This window comes from Bacteroides congonensis, from assembly GCF_900130125.1.
In the GTDB taxonomy this organism is placed as follows: Bacteria; Bacteroidota; Bacteroidia; order Bacteroidales; family Bacteroidaceae; genus Bacteroides; species Bacteroides congonensis.
Genome location: NZ_FQXY01000011.1, coordinates 1,130,573 through 1,147,387 on the forward strand (window position 1 = coordinate 1,130,573; position 16,815 = coordinate 1,147,387).

Sequence of the window (16,815 nt, forward strand, 5' to 3'; positions counted from 1 at the left end):
TAAATAAACATTTAAAGCGCTTCCGTGGTCTTTGATGAGGCTATGGAAGCGCTTTCTCCATTCATATATACTCTCTCTTTTCTCCTTTTCACGTTAATAAAAGCAAAAAGCGGAATCCCCTATTTAACTTCCCCGCCTTTCTGCGTTCTAATAATCAAAGCTCAGAAAAAGAACAGATGATAAATGAGAATAAAATCCGGGAAGCTTGTACCTCGAATCGCGAACGGGGATTCAAGATGTTGATGGACGCTTTTCAGGAACCGATATATAATTATATCCGTAGACTGGTCGTATCTCATGAAGATGCGGAAGACGTACTTCAGGAAGTATTTATTCGCGTGTTCCGGCATTTGGAGCAGTTTCGCAGTGAAAGTTCTTTGAGTACCTGGATTTACCGGATTGCGACCAATGAAAGCCTGCGTCTGCTGAATGGGAGAAAAGAAGAAGGCACCATCGCTTCGGAAGAGATTCAGGAAGAACTGATGAGCAAATTGCAGGCTTCTGATTATATTGATTATGAAAACGGACTGGCGGTGAAGTTTCAGGAAGCCATTTTGAGTCTGCCTGAAAAGCAGCGGCTCGTGTTCAACTTACGCTATTACGATGAACTCGAATACGAAGAGATAGCACGGATACTGGACAGTAAAGTGGATACACTGAAAGTGAACTACCATTATGCAAAAGATAAGATAAAGGAGTATATATTAAACAGATAGGACGATGAAAAAGGATTTTGATTTCGACGATATTGGTAAACGGACACCTTACCGCACTCCTGACGGATTTTTCGAGGATGTGCAACGAAAGGTGATGGAACGTGCCGGAGTCAAACAGCAGCGTAAATCCCATATGAAGCTGATTGTTTCTACGGTAATTGCTTTAGCGGCCATGTTGACAGGACTTTTATTTGTTCCGTCTTTGCATCAGACAGATGAGACCAAATCACCTTCGAATGTACTGGCTGCCGACCGAAGCAATGGTACAGATACGGACAAATGGATTAAGGAATTATCGGATGAGGAGTTGGAAGAGCTCGTCAGCTTCTCTGAAAACGATATATTTTTGAATTAAGTAACTCAATCAATTATTAAAAACGTGAAGATTATGAAGATGAAGTTTATTTATGTAATTTTGGCTGCCCTTTTGATGGGAAGCCAGATGACCCTTTCTGCCCAAAATAAGGACAATAAAGAGAGAAAACAACGTCCTACGCAGGAACAGATGATGCAGATGCAAACCAGTCAGATGGTGAAAACACTGATGCTGGATGATGCAACAGCCGCCAAGTTTACTCCGGTTTACGAGAAATATCTGAAAGAACTGCGTGAATGTCGTATGATGAACCGTAAACCAAGAACTGAAAAGGCGCAGGGTACGGAAACGGACGCAAAGAAGGAAGGTCAAAGACCGTCCATGACTGATGCGGAAATTGCAACGATGCTGAAAAATCAGTTTGCTCAAAGCCGTAAGATGCTCGATGTCCGTGAGAAGTATTACAATGAATTCAGCAAGATACTGTCTCAGAAGCAGATAATGAAGATTTATCAGCAGGAGAAAAGCAATGCGAATAAATTCAAAAAAGAATTTGACCGCAGAAAAGGACAGAAACCCGGACAAGGACACCATCATCAGGGACAGAAACCTCGTGCTCCGCGTCAAGGCTAAAAACAGAGATTAGGTTTATTTTATTAGAGTTTTATTTTACTAAATCAACACAATTTGAACATAGGCAGTCATAAGTATTCTTTTCAGTACCGTTTGATTAGTTGTTATGTCTTCTTACTGATTAGTTTGGCTGTTTATGCGCAGTCCGGTGGAGAGCGTTTTGCCGGACGTGTTGTTGACTCGGAAACTTATGAGCCGGTACCGTTTGCTACGGTCCGGCTTTTGGCTCTACCGGATAGTGCAATGTTGGCGGGCGGGGCAACCGATTCACAGGGAAAATTCCAGTTAGCCGCCACTGCTCCTAAGAATAAGTCTTTGCTACTTCATGTCTCTTTTATCGGATACACTCCGGTTTATCGCGCTGTTTCACCTGTGGCAAATGGCAATAAGAATGCTTTAGGTGATATTTCTTTAAGCTCAGAAGCAATCGCTTTGGATGAAACAGTTGTGGTAGGTCAGGCTCCTATGGCTGTGACCGAAGGAGATACAACCGTTTTTAATGCGTCTGCTTATCGCACTCCCGAAGGTTCGATGCTGGAAGATTTAGTGAAACAACTTCCCGGTGGCGAGATTGATGCAGATGGAAAACTGCTGATTCACGGAAAAGAAGTGAAGAAGATACTGGTAGATGGGAAAGAGTTCTTTTCCGATGACCCGAAAGCGGCGCTCAAGAATCTTCCTGTAGAAATGATAGAGAAGCTGAAAGCATACGAACGTCAATCTGACTTGGCACGCCTTACCGGTATTGACGATGGGGAAGAAGAAATGATTCTCGACCTGTCGGTAAAGAAAAATATGAAATTAGGTTGGATGGAGAACTTTATGGGCGGATATGGTAGTAAAGCCCGTTATGAACTAGCCAATACCCTGAACCGCTTTCGGGACAACTCCCAACTGACAATTATCGGAAACCTGAACAATACGAATAATCAAGGCTTTTCCGAGATGCAGAGAGAATCCGCCAGTTCCAGCGGCAATCTGCGCACGCAAAAAGGGCTGACCACTTCCCGTTCCTTGGGTGTGAATGCTACTTATGACTGGCAGCGGGTCAAGTTCCGTTCGAATATCCAGTATGTAGGAACAGATCGTCTGGAAGACAGCTATACAACGGTCGATAATTTTCTTCGTCAAGACAAGTCCATCACTCAGAGCACCGGGCGCAACCGGCTGAAAAATGATAATCTGATAGCGAACGCATCTCTGGAATGGAAAATGGACTCTGTAACTACATTGATTTTCCGTCCCCAATACCGTACGGCAGTCAACGACAGAAGGAATGAAAGTTTTCAGCAAGGGTGGGGGAATGATGTCTTGCTCAATGAAAAAGAATCATCAGGAACAAATCATAACTCTTCCTATAATATGACGATGATGCTGCAACTTAGCCGGAAACTCAGCCGGATGGGAAGAAACGTAGCATTGAAAGTAGATTATGGCACGAATGCTTCTTCAATAGACAGACAGAATCTTTCTACTACACACTATTTTAAGAATAATACGGAAAAAGTCCAAAACCAAAGGATAGAAGACGACGTAGACGGTTACAACTATCGTTTACAGTTAGTCTATGTAGAACCATTACCCTGGTTGCACTTTCTTCAGTTCCGTTATAGCTATCAATATCGGGTGAACAACTCCGATCATTTTGTCTACAACTGGGATAAGGAACTGCAAGAATTTACTCCCGGCTATGATGAAGAAGCAAGCAACCAATTTGAGAATCAGTATAGCAACCACCTGTTTAACCTTGCTGTCCGCACTTCCCGGAAGAAATACAATTATAATATCGGTGCCGACTTCGAACCTCAGAAATCCGTGAGTCATTCCGTTCTGAAAAATGACCCGGAGAACCAGTTGAAAAGGACAGTCTTTAATTTTTCACCTACTGTCAACTTCCGCTATAAGTTCTCCAAACGTACTCGTTTGCAGATTGTATATCGGGGAAAGAGCCGCCAACCCAATATACGCGACCTTCAGCCCGTGACCGACCGTACCAACCCATTGAATATCCGTGTGGGGAATCCTTCTCTGAAGCCTTCTTATATCAATACGTTTACATTGAATTTCAATTCCTATAATACGAAACATCAACGGAATATAGTTGCTACCGCACTGGTAGAAAACACCATTAACAGTGTGACCAATCAAGTTACTTATGACAGCGAAACAGGAGTGCGGACCACTACTCCGCTCAATCTGAACGGTAACTGGCGGGCTTTGGGTTCTTTTTCTCTCAATACTCCTTTCAAAAACCGTAGCTGGATATTCCGCACGTATTCATACCTGCAATACAGAAATCAGAACGGATATAGCACAATAAACAAGGAAGACCCTGTAAAGAGTACTGTAAAGCATCTCACGGCGTGTCAACGCCTGCAATTAACATACCGCACGAAACAAATCGAAATCAGTGCCCGTGCAGAATTGCTTTACAACAATTCCCATAATAATGTGAAAGAGACACGTACCGAAACGTACGACTACCGTTTCGGCACGGAAATGCAATATTACTTCCCGTGGAGGATAGAGCTATTCAGCGACCTTACTTATTTCCAACGTTCCGGCTATGGATACAGTGGCTATGCCCGCGAGAACTTTATGTGGAACTGCCAGTTGTCAAAAGCCTTCCTGAAACGGAAACAATTACTGCTCCGTTTCAAAATATATGATATCCTTCATCAGGACGTTTCGATGATACGTACGATTACTGCCACCGCCATTCGTGATACCGACTACAACGCGCTGGGTTCCTATTTCATGGTGCACGCTATTCTTCGTCTGAATATGATGGGACGATAATTTAAATTCCTGTTTGTTTGAAAACCACAACGGGGTTTTGATTGTTGTTGTCCTACGTGAAAACAATGAAAACCTTGCCGAATGTTTGATTTTGTCAATAAATTGAAGGATAAGGGCCGTTGGCGAATCTTTAAGTTGAAGTTGATTGATGCGCGGCTTTACTTTGTCAGTATCTTTGTGGGACTGCTGACAGGGCTTATTGCCGTGCCCTACCATTATCTATTACAGTTTTTCTTTAATCTTCGTCACGATTTCTTTGGTGCCCATTTGGAGTGGTATTGGTATATTCCCCTTTTTCTGTTGATGTGGGGGATTCTTATATTCGTCTCTTGGATGGTAAAGAAAATGCCTCTCATTACGGGCGGCGGGATTCCGCAGACGCGTGGAGTCATTAACGGACGGGTTGATTATAAACATCCTTTTCGGGAATTGATTGCCAAGTTCATGGGGGGAATACTCGCATTAAGTACAGGATTATCTTTGGGGCGTGAAGGTCCTTCCGTACAGATAGGCTCGTATGTGGGATACTTGGTATCTAAATGGGGACGGGTACTTAGTGGTGAGCGGAAACAATTATTGGCTGCCGGTGCGGGTGCGGGATTGGCGGCTGCTTTTGCTGCGCCGTTGGCTTCGTCGCTGTTGGTTATCGAATCCATCGAACGGTTCGACGCGCCTAAAACGGCTATTACCACGCTTTTGGCAGGAGTAGTCGCCGGTGGGGTAGCTAGTTGGATTTTTCCCATGAATCCTTATTTTCATATAGATGCCATTGTACCGGGAATGACTTTTTGGGGACAGGTGAAACTGTTTCTTCTATTGGCTGCTGTGGTTTCTATTTTTGGGAAGTTTTTTTCTATCACCACCCTTCAGGTCAAACGTATCTATCCTGCCATTAAACATCCGGAATATGTGAAGATGCTCTATTTGCTTTTTATAGCCTTCCTTATTTCTATGGCAGAATTCAACCTGACCGGTGGGGGAGAACAATTCTTGCTTTCGCAGGCAATGCATCCGGATACACATATTCTCTGGATTGTCGGTATGATGCTATTACACTTGGTTTTTAGCATATTCTCTTTTTCTTCGGGCTTGCCGGGCGGTAATTTTATTCCTACATTGGTGACAGGAGGGCTTCTCGGACAAATCATAGCATTGATTATGGTGCAACAGGGACTTATCGCTCACGAGAATATCAGTTATATCATGTTGATTTGTATGTCCGCCTTTCTGGTGGCGGTAGTCCGTACCCCATTGACAGCTATCGTACTGATAACCGAGATAACAGGACATTTGGAAGTTTTCTATCCTTCTATCGTAGTTGGGGGATTAACTTATTATTTCACGGAAATGCTTCAAATAAAACCTCTCAATGTGACTTTATACGAGGACATGATTCATTCGCCCGCATTCAAAGAAGAAGCACGCTACACATTGTCGGTTGAAGTCATGAGCGGTTCTTATCTGGACGGAAAGATTGTAGACGAACTTCGTCTGCCGGAGCGATGCATAATCATCAATGTCCACCGTGACCGGAAAGACTGGATTCCTAAAGGACAGAAACTAATGCCCGGCGACCAGGTACAAATAGAAATGGATTCGCAAGATATAGAAAAATTGTATGAACCTTTAGTCAGTATGGCGAATATTTATTAAGTATCTATCTGATATCACTTATCTTCCTTTCGGGAGTGGCAGTGAAGGAGACTTGTAAATATTTGTGGGAAGGGAATCTGGATATGCATGGGAAATAAGTAGGATTCTAAAGCTTGGTGATTGTGATATAAAAAATGGCTGAAAGTGCAAACTACTTTCAGCCATTTTTTATATTGAGAGGATAAGAGTGGTTATTTCTTGTACCAATCCTTATTTGTGTTATTATTCTTTGCCCAGCCTATGAATTTCGGATAAAGTTCACTAATGGCAATACCTTCATTTTCTTTTGTTAGAAGCTTCTCCACATCACTCAGGTTGGCACCTTGCAGGAAAAATGCAAATGGATAGATTTTATCTTTATCGGATACATAGTAAATACCTTTAGCCGGATCCGAGCGATCATCCTCTGTATTGAAATATGTCATATCTGCTTTTGCAGTTGGTGCTTGCATAGGAATATGTATTTCTAAGCGAGTTCCGTTATTGCTAGGACGGAAAATGAAAGCATCTATTGAAGTTTCAGATGTTTTCTGACCTTTTTTATATTCAATAGTTACTTTGTACTGCGTTTTTGAGTTATCTTTCACTTTTTCTGTCAGTATGACAACATTGTTTTCGTGTACGAAATTAGTTAACTTAAACTTTGTATCATTACTTGTCTTGATAGAGTCTGTTATATTCTGATAGCTACCTAAGTCTTTTAAAGTAAATGCCAGTCCGTTGTTCAACATTGCCTGCCAATCGGCAGTATGGGGTTCTAGGGTGAATGATTCCTTTAGAATTTCATTATAAATATTGAATGTTTTTTCATAGGTATAAAGTACAACTACGTCATTCATGTCGTAATCATACGCCTTAGGCCAGTAATCCTCGAATGAATACACACCTGTCTTTTTGATGGTGGTGTTTGATTCCGGATCTACAGTCGGAACATTAGTAATTTTTGGATTTGCTTTTAGGGCAAACAGGACATCAGTGAAATTCTGGTCGTCTTTGTAATCCTCAAAGGTAATGGCAATGTTGCCTTTGCTATCTTTGAACATAGCAGTGCGAACTTTTCCAATACCTTCTGTTGAACAAGCATAATAAGGAAAGTCGAATTTGAAAGCAGAGAAGTACCTGTCCCAAGCATTTGTAGCGAGGACAAAGCCTATTTTATAGCCTTTCGGGAAATACTCTGTTCCTTCCGGGTAATCTTTATCGAAGTATTTCAACTGAACGGATTCTCCCTCGTTAATACCTCTTGGGTATGAATACACTCCGTATCCATTATTCCAACTGGTTTGAGTATTTGGGAATATTGTGTATATAGTTACATCATTTAGATTAGTTGGAACCTTGTCAGCTCTATAGTAATAGTATCCCAATGAACTATTCCAACAAGTCCATCCGGATAATGCGGTTAGTGCTACGGCTGTTTGGTCTTTTTCAATATATAAATCAGCTCCTGTACGGTATGCTTGCGGGCAGACAAAACTAGTAGAATTTTTCAAAACACTATTTATGGTAGTCTTCAGCTCTTTCATTTCTGATTTGCTTAATTTTAAGTCACCATTATATAGGTAGTTTATTTTCCCTGTTTCTGTGTCAAAAGAGCCTAGAGCATTATTCCATCCTAATGATTTAAATCGGTTGGCATTATATTGGGTGTTTTTTTTGCCTTGTGGCTCTGAAGCCCTTGTTCCAATTTGTTCATCAGTTTCGGAAAACTTTAATATTCCATTCTCTACTTTACCTTCTATTACAGGTTTTGTTGCAAATGGCGATGTGGAGACAATATATACTTCTGATACATAGGCAGGAAGGAACATTTTACCACTATACTTGCCTTGTTCATCTGTCCAAGCACCATCCAGTGGCTCGATGTTTTCGTCAATGGTTATAGTGTTGGATTCAGCTTCCTGTGGTTTTATCGGATTCTTGTCATATATATAAAAAGGAACGTGCGAATCGGCGTTCGAATAGTCTGCTTCTACTTGTACTACCTGTTTTGTAGAGAAATCTGATAGATTTGTTTCTTTTTCCGGAGCTCCCTGGTATAAGTCTTTATCACTGTCTACACAACCGCTTATACCCACTGCGATGACCATTGTGCATGCTAACCAAAACTTTTTCATATACGTTGCTTTTTTGTTTATGCGATTATTAAAATGTTTGTTTTGCAATAAAAATACCCGTAAGCACTTTGAAGTCCAAAGGTTTACGGGTGCAAAAATACATATAATATTCAATATTATAACATAAAGTTGAATATATTTTCGTAAATGTGTTCTATAACTTGTATTTTCCGGTCTTTTACTCGACGCTTCTTAACCAGGCAATCTCTTCCGCCCACTTACTCTCATCCGGAGTTTCGAGTATTAGCGGCATATTGTCGAATCTTGAATCCTGCATTAATCTTTCAAAAAATGCTTTTCCAATCAGTCCTTCGCCGATACTGTCATGGCGGTCTACATGGGTGCCTAATGCTTTCTTTGAGTCATTCAAGTGCATGCCGCGTAGATAGTTGAATCCTATTTCCTTATCGAATTCGTCGAATATCTTATCGTAATCGTTCACTATATCGTAACCTGCTGTGTAGGTATGGCAAGTATCGAGACAAACACCTACCCGGCTTTTGTCGTTCACCCGGTCAATAATATATTTAAGTTGCCAGAATTCGCTTCCCAGATTACTGCCTTGTCCGGCGGTATTCTCGATAACGGCTGTCACTCCTTTCGTCTTTTCCAAAGTGATGTTGATACTTTCTGCTATAAGTGCCAGGCAATCTTCTATTGATATTTTATTGAGAGAACTGCCGGGGTGGAAATTTAGAAGTTTCAATCCGAGTTGTTCGCAACGTTGCATTTCATCCAGAAAAGCGGCACGGCTTTTATTAAGACCTTCTTCTTCGGGGTGTCCCAAATTAATAAGGTAACTGTCATGGGGCAGGATATATTCCGGCTGGAAACCGAACTTCTCACAATTCTCTTTGAAAAGACTGATACTTTCTTCTGTTAACGGTTTGCTTACCCATTGGCGTTGGTTCTTGGTGAATAGTGCAAAAGCATTTGCTCCTATTTCATGTGCATTGGTGGGGGCGTATTCTACGCCACCGGATGCGCTTACGTGTGCTCCGATATACTTCATCTGTTGTTCTTTTTTATTCTTAGTCTGCAAATATAACATTTTTATATGAACTAATGTTTGAATAAGCCATTGAGGTAGGATATTAAAAATCACTTTTTACCTTTCACAAATTTCACAGACTCGTAAGTTGTAGTATGACAGATGTTTACTGTGATTAAAAGTCCTCTTTTTTATCTTTCACATCTTTCACACTGTTCACACTCACAAAGAAAGAAGCCCCAGCTAAAACCAAAGCTTTGGTGTTCCGTGATATGTGAGGGTACAAGAAAACGAATACGACTGAATACCGGATTGAAATAGTCAGCATAATATTGGCCGAATGCAGTTGACCGTTCAGCCAACTGGTGTCGTCTAAGTAGCCAACTGTATTTGACCAAATAGCCAACTCTAGTCGTCCATTAACGAAACTTCAAAATCACCGTATAGAGCCGGCATTATGTAGTATTGAACTATATACTTCATGTGCGGTTGCGGTTAGGACCGTTCTTTGACATGATAGACAACAGAAAAAGAAGTAAGATAATTAAAATAAAGTTTGTCAGTCTAAATTTAACTTTCTATATTTGCAGCATCCAGCTAGCCCTAGAGGGGGTGGCGGGGATTTTTATTAAGAAAGGCGTTTACCAAACATATCTTTCAGTCTCGAATCTCGCAAATTCTTAGTCTGTAAGCGGATATGGCAACGGAGAACGTCCACTATAGGTGTGATTAAACATTATGCTATGCATAGTGTTCTATATATCTCATCTAGGCGTGGGCTAGCTGCGTTGCTTATCCTTACAGACGGGCAATGCGAGAGCCTGAGACTGAGATAAGCAACAGTACAGACTCCCATGCCTTTTTTATTTATTATTGCCCAATCCGGGGAGGCTATAAGCAGACAAAATAAAAAGCGGGAATGAAACGACGTAATTGCTTAATAGTTATTGCTCTATTCCTTTTTTCTATCAAGTCTATATCAATGTACGGACAGGATGTGAAGCAGAACATTGATAGGAGATATGACATCATTTGTGAAGGAAATGGAGTAGAAGGTACTTACCTTGTAAAGGTTTGGGTGTATGCAAATAAACTTAATCTGAAACCGGAGACACTCCGGAAATATGCTGTTCATGGAATTATATTTAAGGGGGTGACTGGTAGCACGAAATGCGGCGGTCAGAAACCATTTGCCAAAAGCTTATCTGTAGAGGAAGAAAACAAGGAATATTTTGATGAGTTTTTCGAAAAGAAAAATGCCTATTTGAATTTTGCCACTATTGTAGAAGGCACGTTTGAACGTGTCAAAGTAACAAAACGGCAATATAAAATAGGTGCTGTGATTTCTGTGGCAAAAGATCAGTTGCGAAAACAATTGGAAACCGATAACATTATCAGAGGATTGTCTTCAGGCTTTTAATATGTAACTATAAAATCTCAGCATATGAAACGGATGTATTATGTATGTGTCCTACTCTTCTTTTCACTGAACTTATTGGGACAAGCAAAGAAACCGGAACTTATGGTCGTTCCCAGTTTACCTTGGTGTAATGAAAAAGGATATGTGTTTGAAAGAACTACAGAATTGGGAAGCGAAACATTTCCGGACTATAAGAAAGCACTGGCGCAGGATAAGGATTTGATGAATGTCATTTCTAAGATAGGTATTTTGATGGCTGACAAAGGGTTTCCTTTGAAAGACCTTTCCACTTCTATAAAAAATATGGAAATGATGAATGCCAGAAATGCTATGACTTTGAGTAAGAATTCGGGTGCCGTGTTGACGGAAACAGCGCTTGATGTTTTGAAACGAACCGCTAAATGTGACATCATTCTGGAAGTTGACTGGAGCGTGAATGTGTTGGGGCCGAAGAAATCGGTAACCTATAATTTGCGTGGGATAGATGCTTGCACCAATATGCAGGTGGCAGGTGCACAAGGAACAGGGCAACCTTCTTTTTCGGCCGAGATACCTGTATTGGTTGAAGAAGCCATTTTAGTTAATATGGATAATTTTACTTCACAGTTGCAGGCTCACTTCGACAATTTGTTTGAAAATGGCAGAGAAGTCTCTATTGATATAAATGTGTTTGATACAGAAGCGGGTATTGATCTGGAAACTGAGTACGGTGAAAATGAGCTGATTGATGTGATTGAAGAATGGCTGGAAAAGCATTGTGTGAAAGGTAGGTTTTCGAAAGCGGAAGGCTCGGAGAATTTTGCCATGTTCAATCAGGTTCGAATTCCAATGATAAATGAAAATGGCAAAGCGATAGATACGGAAGATTTTGTGAAAGAATTGAGAAAGATGTTGCGCAAGCCACCGTACAACCTTGTCTGCAAGGTAATTCCACAAGGATTGGGAAGATGTCAATTGATTATAGGGGATAAATAGAAAATATCATGAAAAAGATTATAGGTGTATTTATGGTGTTGCTGATGTTTTCCAGTGGAATATCGGCGCAAGAGGAGTGTGACACTCCTATCGCTGTGTTAATGGCGGAGAGTATTGATGGGGTGAATGAAATGCAGCAAGAGTATTTACGTTCTAAAATGGAACAGTTGGTAGTTTCTCAAGGTATTTCATCCGATTTCTTTTATACTCAGTTTTTTCTTACAGCAGATGTTGTAGGAATACAGAAAGAGGTCGTGCCTACTATTCCGGCAAGTGCGATTTACCAATGTGACATTATTCTCAAACTGGTGGATAGGGCAGGTATGAAAACGATGGCAACTCTGGTTGTCAATGTAAGAGGGGCAGGTGCTACAGAGACAAAAGCCATGCAGAATGCCATACGGTTGATAAATCCGCAAAACAAGAAATTGCTGGATTTCATCAAAGGAGCAAAAGGTAAAGTTTTGGCCTATTACAATCAGCATACGGCGCAGATTGTGTCACAGGCACATCGGTTGGGTGGTCTGGAAAAGTATGAAGAGGCTTTTAACTTGTTGGCTTCTGTGCCGGAATGTTGTAACCGATATGATGAAGTGACTCGTGAGATAATAGCTATTTATCCAAAAGCGCGGGATAGAATAGGTGAGAACTATTTGAAGAAAGCCCGTAGGATATGGACAGCCGATCAAACAGGGGCTGCTGCCGGGGAAGCTTGCTATTGGTTGTCTTTGATAGATCCTAAATCCTCTGCTTATTCTAAGGCAGAATCACTCTATACTGAGATAAAAGGTCGGGTACAGGTAGAGGTGCAACATGAGATGAAAGTTTATGACGACAACGTTGATTTAGTAAAAGAACAGATAAATGCTGCCAAGGAAATCGGAATGGCTTACGGAAAAGGGCAGCAGACGGAAATTAATGTGATAAAATAATGTGCAACTAAAAAATGGTAATATGAATCGTATTTGTTGGATGATTGTTTTCTATCTAGTGATGGGGACATCAATATTGAATGCGCAAACTCTTATTCCCGAACAAAATGGGAAAGGGAAATGGGGATATGTAGACCTCGATGGCAAGAAAGTAATTGATTACAAATTCAAGGAAGCTTATCCTTTTATTGATGGTAAGGCGAAAGTTAAAAAAGGGGAGAAGTGGGGATATATTGATGCAAGAGGCAAAGAGGTTATAAAGATTAAGTACTCGGAGATGTACGAGTGGAATGGCGATTATTGCAAGATTGCGGAAGGTGGAAGTGTAAAAGACGGCATTCTCACCGGTGCAAAATGAGGATATATCAATCGGCGGGGAGATATAATAATGAAAGCTGAGTATGACGAGATTGGTCTGTTTAAGGATGGGCTTGCCTATGTAATGAAAGGTGGAAAATATGGTTATATAGATGATAGTTTCCATGTTTTTATTCCTTGTAAATATACTGCGGTCGGCACTTTCAACGAGCGTGGATATTGTTGGGTAAACGAAGGTGGCAAATTTGATAAGAAAAAGAATAAGGATATTGTGAAAGGCGGAAAGTTTGGTGTGTACAAACGTAATGGTGATCTTATTGTTCCTGTAAAATACAAAGCTATTGGAACTTTTGATGAATTGACACCGGATGCGAATCCATTGATGGCTTCGATTTATAATGATCCGGAATACATCAAACAACTTAGAAAAATAAAAAAAGACGGTTATGCGTTAATGCGGTACACTCCAAATCTGTTTAAGTTTAGTTTTGATGTATCTTCCGAGTTTGATTTTTCGGAAACGAAAAAATATGTGGAAAGCCATACGAAAGAATTGAATGAGTCATATCTGGAAAAAATGTCTGAGGCAGATCGGAAATTAGCGGAAGAATGCGGTAGCTTTGAATTATTGACATATAGTTTCCTGTCTCCGAAAAAGTTTGGCAAGTTATCCATGACTAAAAACACTTACATTGTAGTGTCTAATAAGTTTGGTTTCTCTAGCTTGAATGGAGAAATGCATAAATATGATTATAGGAAATCGAATGAGAAGTTTTTTCATAAAATAGGCATATTTGATGGGAATGGTACAATGTTGCTGCCACCGGATAAGTATGATTTGGCTTATAGCCCTAATAATGGATTTATTACTGTAGCTCGTGAGAAGAAGAAAAAAGTTCAGTCTAATTATTATACTATAGAATCGGGTAAATTACTTTTTAAGGATTGGATAGACGTTGAGGTAGTCACTCCTTTTGAAAAGGGAAATGCTGTCATCGCTACTCATAAAGAACAATATCTGATAGATAAAGAAGGTCGTAAGATTTCTAAAAATTATAGTTTGATCCTTCCTATGAGGGAGAGCGTATATGTAGTCAAGAATGGTGATAAATGTGGTATTATAGATAGCCTCGGACATGAAATTATATCTCCTTCTTATAATCTAATCAGTCCTGTAAGCGAAGGACTTATGTGTGCACAAAAGGATAAAGGCGGGTTGTATGGATTCCTTGATAAAAAAGGGGAATTTGTAATTCCGGCTATGTATGAATCTGCGCAATCATTTAAATATGGTTGGGCTAGCGTGCGAACAAAATCCGGTTGGGGCGAAATAGAACCGGATAATAAGATGGCTGTGGAATGTAAGTGGAATAATACAGCCGCTAAAGAAGAATGGAAACCAAAACTAATGTGGGTGCAGAAAGAAAACAAAGGTTTATGGTATTGCCTGTCAACCGAAACAAACCAATTGGCCTTTAGTGCAGGATATACGGGCTTTAGAAACTTTAATAGAGATTTTGAGGGAGTTGCGGTAGTCTGGGACAAGAACAATAAGGTCGGTTGTATTTCTTCTGATGGTAAGGTCTTGGTTCCTTGTATAATGCCAAATGGAAACTTGGCAATAAAGGCTTATTCGCAGATGCTCAATCAAAAGATGGGAGCATGGACAGAAATAGATACTTACAAATTTATGATTAGAAACAATCAGGAGCGCAATAAATGTGAATTGACAGGGACTATTGAAAATGATATGTGGGACTATTAAAGAATAAAGAAATGAGAAATGTAAGACTTTTGATAACGGTACTATTGGTAACATTCGTGTTTTCTGAGTCTGGGGCACAGGAAACCGTTCAGCAAGATATGAAATATCGTCGTAGTTCTATCTATAGCATACTTGTAAGCCATAGCGAACAGGATTTCTGTGACGAGATAAAAGAACAGTTCCTGGCGATTCCCGTTCCTGATAAATATAATGATCATGGGCTGAGTATAAATGCTGTTGTTGTAGACTGTAAAGGAAAATATACAGAGGATATTACGGACTTTATCAATCGTAACCATATAGCCAGCCGACTTGTAGGGAAATGGTTTAATAGGAACATTCTAACGGGGGAGTGTGACATGGAACTGGTAAAAGAACGCGGTCTTTATAATGCGTCAGAATTTGATAAGGAACTGGCAAAACGCTCAAAGAGAGGGATAGCCATGTTGCAAGATGCTGGAGAGGATTTAATAGGAAATACTTACTTATTGGTAAATGAGGTTCGCTATATAGATAAAAACGCCCGTGCCAAAACATGGGGACTGGCTTTGACTGTACTTGGCGGTGTTGCCGGAATGGCTACCGGCAATAGCGATTATGTAAAATTGGGACAAAATTATGGTGATATTATAGCGACACTAAAGGGCTTCTCTGTGAAAATACATACTCGTCTTTATCAACTGATATGGAATGAAGAAATTGCAAATCAGTTTTATACTCTTTACTACTCGGAGAAAGCGGATGAGCAAAAGAAGTTTGCCTTCGAGAAGAATCGGGGGGCGTTTCAGATGAAATATGTTGGTGAAGTGGAATCCAGTGGTGCTAAAACGTCTTTCTTGGGAATAAAAGAAGAAGAACCCTTGCAGATGATTCGTAAAGCCTGCCAACGGGCTATTGATGAAAATGTGGCTGACTTACAAAAGAAATATGAACAGTTTAAAATAAAAGCTCCAATCTTGAATGTGGATCCGGCTATAACAGTGCAGATAGGACAAAAAGAAGGCATCGACAAAAATTCCAGATTTGAAGTTCTTGAAGCCAGAGAAGTAGAAGGTAAGATTGAATACAAACGGATGGGCATTATTAAACCTGTTGCCGATAAAATATGGGATAACCGTTATATGGCAGCAGAAGAGGGGGCTTATGGAGCAGATTTGAAAGCTACAACTTTTGTCAAGGTTAGTGGCGGCGATTTTTATCCGGGGATGCTTGTTCGAGAGATAAAATAGGATTGAAGTCACTTTAATATTCACTTAAATTAATTATTTATGAAAAAGAATCAGAAAAAGAGAAACGGCTTGCATAGTCGGTTCTTAAAGAAAGTCGGATTGTTTTGCTTTATGCTGGCTGTGTTTCCTTCACTGGGCCATGCAATCGATTGGACACCCAAATATGCAGGAGGGATGCATATTGGTTATGGAACGAGTTCGACTGTGAACGATGCGAAGACGTATTCTGCCCGTGCCATGTTGGGAATGCTTCATGGAATCATGTGGGGGGATTATCTTCAGACATCAATTGGTGTAGATGCTCATATGTTAACGCATTATTACAAAGGTCAAGGTTTACGTTTTGCCATGACAGGGTATGTCGATTTGCGAGGCTTTTATCCTGTGACCTCTGACTTTTCGCCATTCGTGGATTTGGCATTAGGTGCAGGGCACTCACTGAAGCCGTCAGGTGGTAAAACTTCTTTCTATTGCGAATTCGGACCAGGTATAAAGTACAAAAAGTTCACTCTTAGTTGTGGCTTACAGAAGTTCGGGAACGATAAAGGCTCTTCTCATTTTTATGTAAAGACAGGTTTTTATTTCTAATATTTAAAGGATTACATTTATGAAAAAGAAAAATAATAACGACGAACTAATTTCCAGAAGACAGTTCTTTAAAAAAGCAGCAGGACTTGTACTTCCGGCAATAGCATTGACTGCATTACCAAGTATTCTCACTTCATGTGAAATTGATGAACCACCTTTGGATGAGGTTAATGGTGGCGGTGGCTGCTCTGATTGCAGTGGGAAGTGTAAAGATACCTGTAGCGGACAATGTACGAGAAGTTGTGCTTCTACTTGTAAGTCAAATGCGGCAAATACAACTGGCTGTAATCATAGCTGCAAGGGAAAATGTTTTGTGGGTTGTTCGAACGTATGTATGCATACAAGTAAATGATAACTGACTAA

General features: G+C 40.4%; 15 protein-coding genes. 13 read left to right on the forward strand and 2 right to left on the reverse strand.

Features of this window, described 5'->3' with window-relative positions:
• Window positions 1-176: 176 nt before the first annotated feature.
• The 5 genes from BQ7997_RS21960 to BQ7997_RS21980 all read left to right on the forward strand — a co-directional run bounded on the left by BQ7997_RS21960 (window position 177) and on the right by BQ7997_RS21980 (window position 6,117).
• The gene (locus tag BQ7997_RS21960) at window positions 177-716 is read left to right on the forward strand and encodes an RNA polymerase sigma factor (RefSeq protein WP_073348052.1); all 540 of its coding nucleotides are present in this window, start codon (window positions 177-179) and stop codon (window positions 714-716) included.
• Between the two features lie 4 nt (window positions 717-720).
• Window positions 721-1,071 carry a hypothetical protein gene (locus BQ7997_RS21965; protein ID WP_073348053.1) on the forward strand — a complete coding sequence of 117 codons (351 nt, stop codon included), beginning with the start codon at window positions 721-723 and terminating at the stop codon, window positions 1,069-1,071.
• Window positions 1,072-1,104: 33 nt separating this feature from the next.
• A complete protein-coding gene (locus BQ7997_RS21970; protein ID WP_022136852.1) occupies window positions 1,105-1,665 on the forward strand; it encodes a hypothetical protein in 561 nt (186 codons plus the stop codon).
• 54 nt (window positions 1,666-1,719) lie between these two features.
• Window positions 1,720-4,464: a TonB-dependent receptor gene (locus BQ7997_RS21975; protein ID WP_073348054.1), complete on the forward strand. Its 2,745-nt coding sequence runs from the start codon at window positions 1,720-1,722 to the stop codon at window positions 4,462-4,464.
• Window positions 4,465-4,545: 81 nt separating this feature from the next.
• Entirely contained in the window at window positions 4,546-6,117 is a 1,572-nt protein-coding gene (locus tag BQ7997_RS21980; protein ID WP_073348055.1) for a ClC family H(+)/Cl(-) exchange transporter, read from the forward strand.
• A 191-nt stretch (window positions 6,118-6,308) separates the two neighbouring features.
• Here BQ7997_RS21980 and BQ7997_RS21985 read toward each other — a convergent pair whose 3' ends face one another.
• Together BQ7997_RS21985 and nfo are read right to left on the reverse strand one after the other, a co-directional pair.
• The gene (locus tag BQ7997_RS21985; protein WP_073348056.1) at window positions 6,309-8,234 is read right to left on the reverse strand and encodes an LruC domain-containing protein; all 1,926 of its coding nucleotides are present in this window, start codon (window positions 8,232-8,234) and stop codon (window positions 6,309-6,311) included.
• A 178-nt stretch (window positions 8,235-8,412) separates the two neighbouring features.
• The gene (nfo, locus tag BQ7997_RS21990) at window positions 8,413-9,246 is read right to left on the reverse strand and encodes a deoxyribonuclease IV (protein WP_073348505.1); all 834 of its coding nucleotides are present in this window, start codon (window positions 9,244-9,246) and stop codon (window positions 8,413-8,415) included.
• An 898-nt stretch (window positions 9,247-10,144) separates the two neighbouring features.
• Here nfo and BQ7997_RS22000 point away from each other — a divergent pair.
• The 8 genes from BQ7997_RS22000 to BQ7997_RS25430 all read left to right on the forward strand — a co-directional run bounded on the left by BQ7997_RS22000 (window position 10,145) and on the right by BQ7997_RS25430 (window position 16,804).
• Entirely contained in the window at window positions 10,145-10,645 is a 501-nt protein-coding gene (locus tag BQ7997_RS22000) for a hypothetical protein (protein WP_022136847.1), read from the forward strand.
• Between the two features lie 24 nt (window positions 10,646-10,669).
• Window positions 10,670-11,620, forward strand: a complete 951-nt coding sequence (locus BQ7997_RS22005) for a DUF6175 family protein (RefSeq protein WP_073348058.1) — start codon at window positions 10,670-10,672, stop codon at window positions 11,618-11,620.
• A gap of 8 nt (window positions 11,621-11,628) precedes the next feature.
• Window positions 11,629-12,552: a hypothetical protein gene (locus BQ7997_RS22010; protein ID WP_073348059.1), complete on the forward strand. Its 924-nt coding sequence runs from the start codon at window positions 11,629-11,631 to the stop codon at window positions 12,550-12,552.
• 22 nt (window positions 12,553-12,574) lie between these two features.
• Window positions 12,575-12,910: a WG repeat-containing protein gene (locus BQ7997_RS22015; RefSeq protein WP_073348060.1), complete on the forward strand. Its 336-nt coding sequence runs from the start codon at window positions 12,575-12,577 to the stop codon at window positions 12,908-12,910.
• Between the two features lie 6 nt (window positions 12,911-12,916).
• Complete coding sequence (locus BQ7997_RS22020) at window positions 12,917-14,635, forward strand: WG repeat-containing protein (RefSeq protein WP_262481157.1); 1,719 nt, start codon at window positions 12,917-12,919, stop codon at window positions 14,633-14,635.
• An 11-nt stretch (window positions 14,636-14,646) separates the two neighbouring features.
• Complete coding sequence (locus BQ7997_RS22025; protein WP_073348062.1) at window positions 14,647-15,864, forward strand: hypothetical protein; 1,218 nt, start codon at window positions 14,647-14,649, stop codon at window positions 15,862-15,864.
• A 174-nt stretch (window positions 15,865-16,038) separates the two neighbouring features.
• The gene (locus BQ7997_RS22030; RefSeq protein WP_139260960.1) at window positions 16,039-16,452 is read left to right on the forward strand and encodes a hypothetical protein; all 414 of its coding nucleotides are present in this window, start codon (window positions 16,039-16,041) and stop codon (window positions 16,450-16,452) included.
• Window positions 16,453-16,471: 19 nt separating this feature from the next.
• Window positions 16,472-16,804 carry a hypothetical protein gene (locus BQ7997_RS25430; protein WP_022139635.1) on the forward strand — a complete coding sequence of 111 codons (333 nt, stop codon included), beginning with the start codon at window positions 16,472-16,474 and terminating at the stop codon, window positions 16,802-16,804.
• The last annotated feature ends 11 nt before the right edge of the window (window positions 16,805-16,815 follow it).

Excerpts from the sequence above, each read along its gene's own strand:
- BQ7997_RS22030 (WP_139260960.1), top strand. The coding sequence starts at position 16,039 with ATGCATATTGGTTATGGAACGAGTTCGACTGTGAACGATGCGAAGACG.
- BQ7997_RS22000 (WP_022136847.1), top strand. The coding sequence starts at position 10,145 with ATGAAACGACGTAATTGCTTAATAGTTATTGCTCTATTCCTTTTTTCT.
- BQ7997_RS21965 (WP_073348053.1), top strand. The coding sequence starts at position 721 with ATGAAAAAGGATTTTGATTTCGACGATATTGGTAAACGGACACCTTAC.
- BQ7997_RS22010 (WP_073348059.1), top strand. The coding sequence starts at position 11,629 with ATGAAAAAGATTATAGGTGTATTTATGGTGTTGCTGATGTTTTCCAGT.
- BQ7997_RS25430 (WP_022139635.1), top strand. The coding sequence starts at position 16,472 with ATGAAAAAGAAAAATAATAACGACGAACTAATTTCCAGAAGACAGTTC.
- BQ7997_RS22025 (WP_073348062.1), top strand. The coding sequence starts at position 14,647 with ATGAGAAATGTAAGACTTTTGATAACGGTACTATTGGTAACATTCGTG.
- BQ7997_RS22015 (WP_073348060.1), top strand. The coding sequence starts at position 12,575 with ATGAATCGTATTTGTTGGATGATTGTTTTCTATCTAGTGATGGGGACA.
- BQ7997_RS21970 (WP_022136852.1), top strand. The coding sequence starts at position 1,105 with ATGAAGATGAAGTTTATTTATGTAATTTTGGCTGCCCTTTTGATGGGA.
- BQ7997_RS21960 (WP_073348052.1), top strand. The coding sequence starts at position 177 with ATGATAAATGAGAATAAAATCCGGGAAGCTTGTACCTCGAATCGCGAA.
- nfo (WP_073348505.1), bottom strand. The coding sequence starts at position 9,246 with ATGAAGTATATCGGAGCACACGTAAGCGCATCCGGTGGCGTAGAATAC.
- BQ7997_RS21985 (WP_073348056.1), bottom strand. The coding sequence starts at position 8,234 with ATGAAAAAGTTTTGGTTAGCATGCACAATGGTCATCGCAGTGGGTATA.
- BQ7997_RS21980 (WP_073348055.1), top strand. The coding sequence starts at position 4,546 with ATGTTTGATTTTGTCAATAAATTGAAGGATAAGGGCCGTTGGCGAATC.
- BQ7997_RS22005 (WP_073348058.1), top strand. The coding sequence starts at position 10,670 with ATGAAACGGATGTATTATGTATGTGTCCTACTCTTCTTTTCACTGAAC.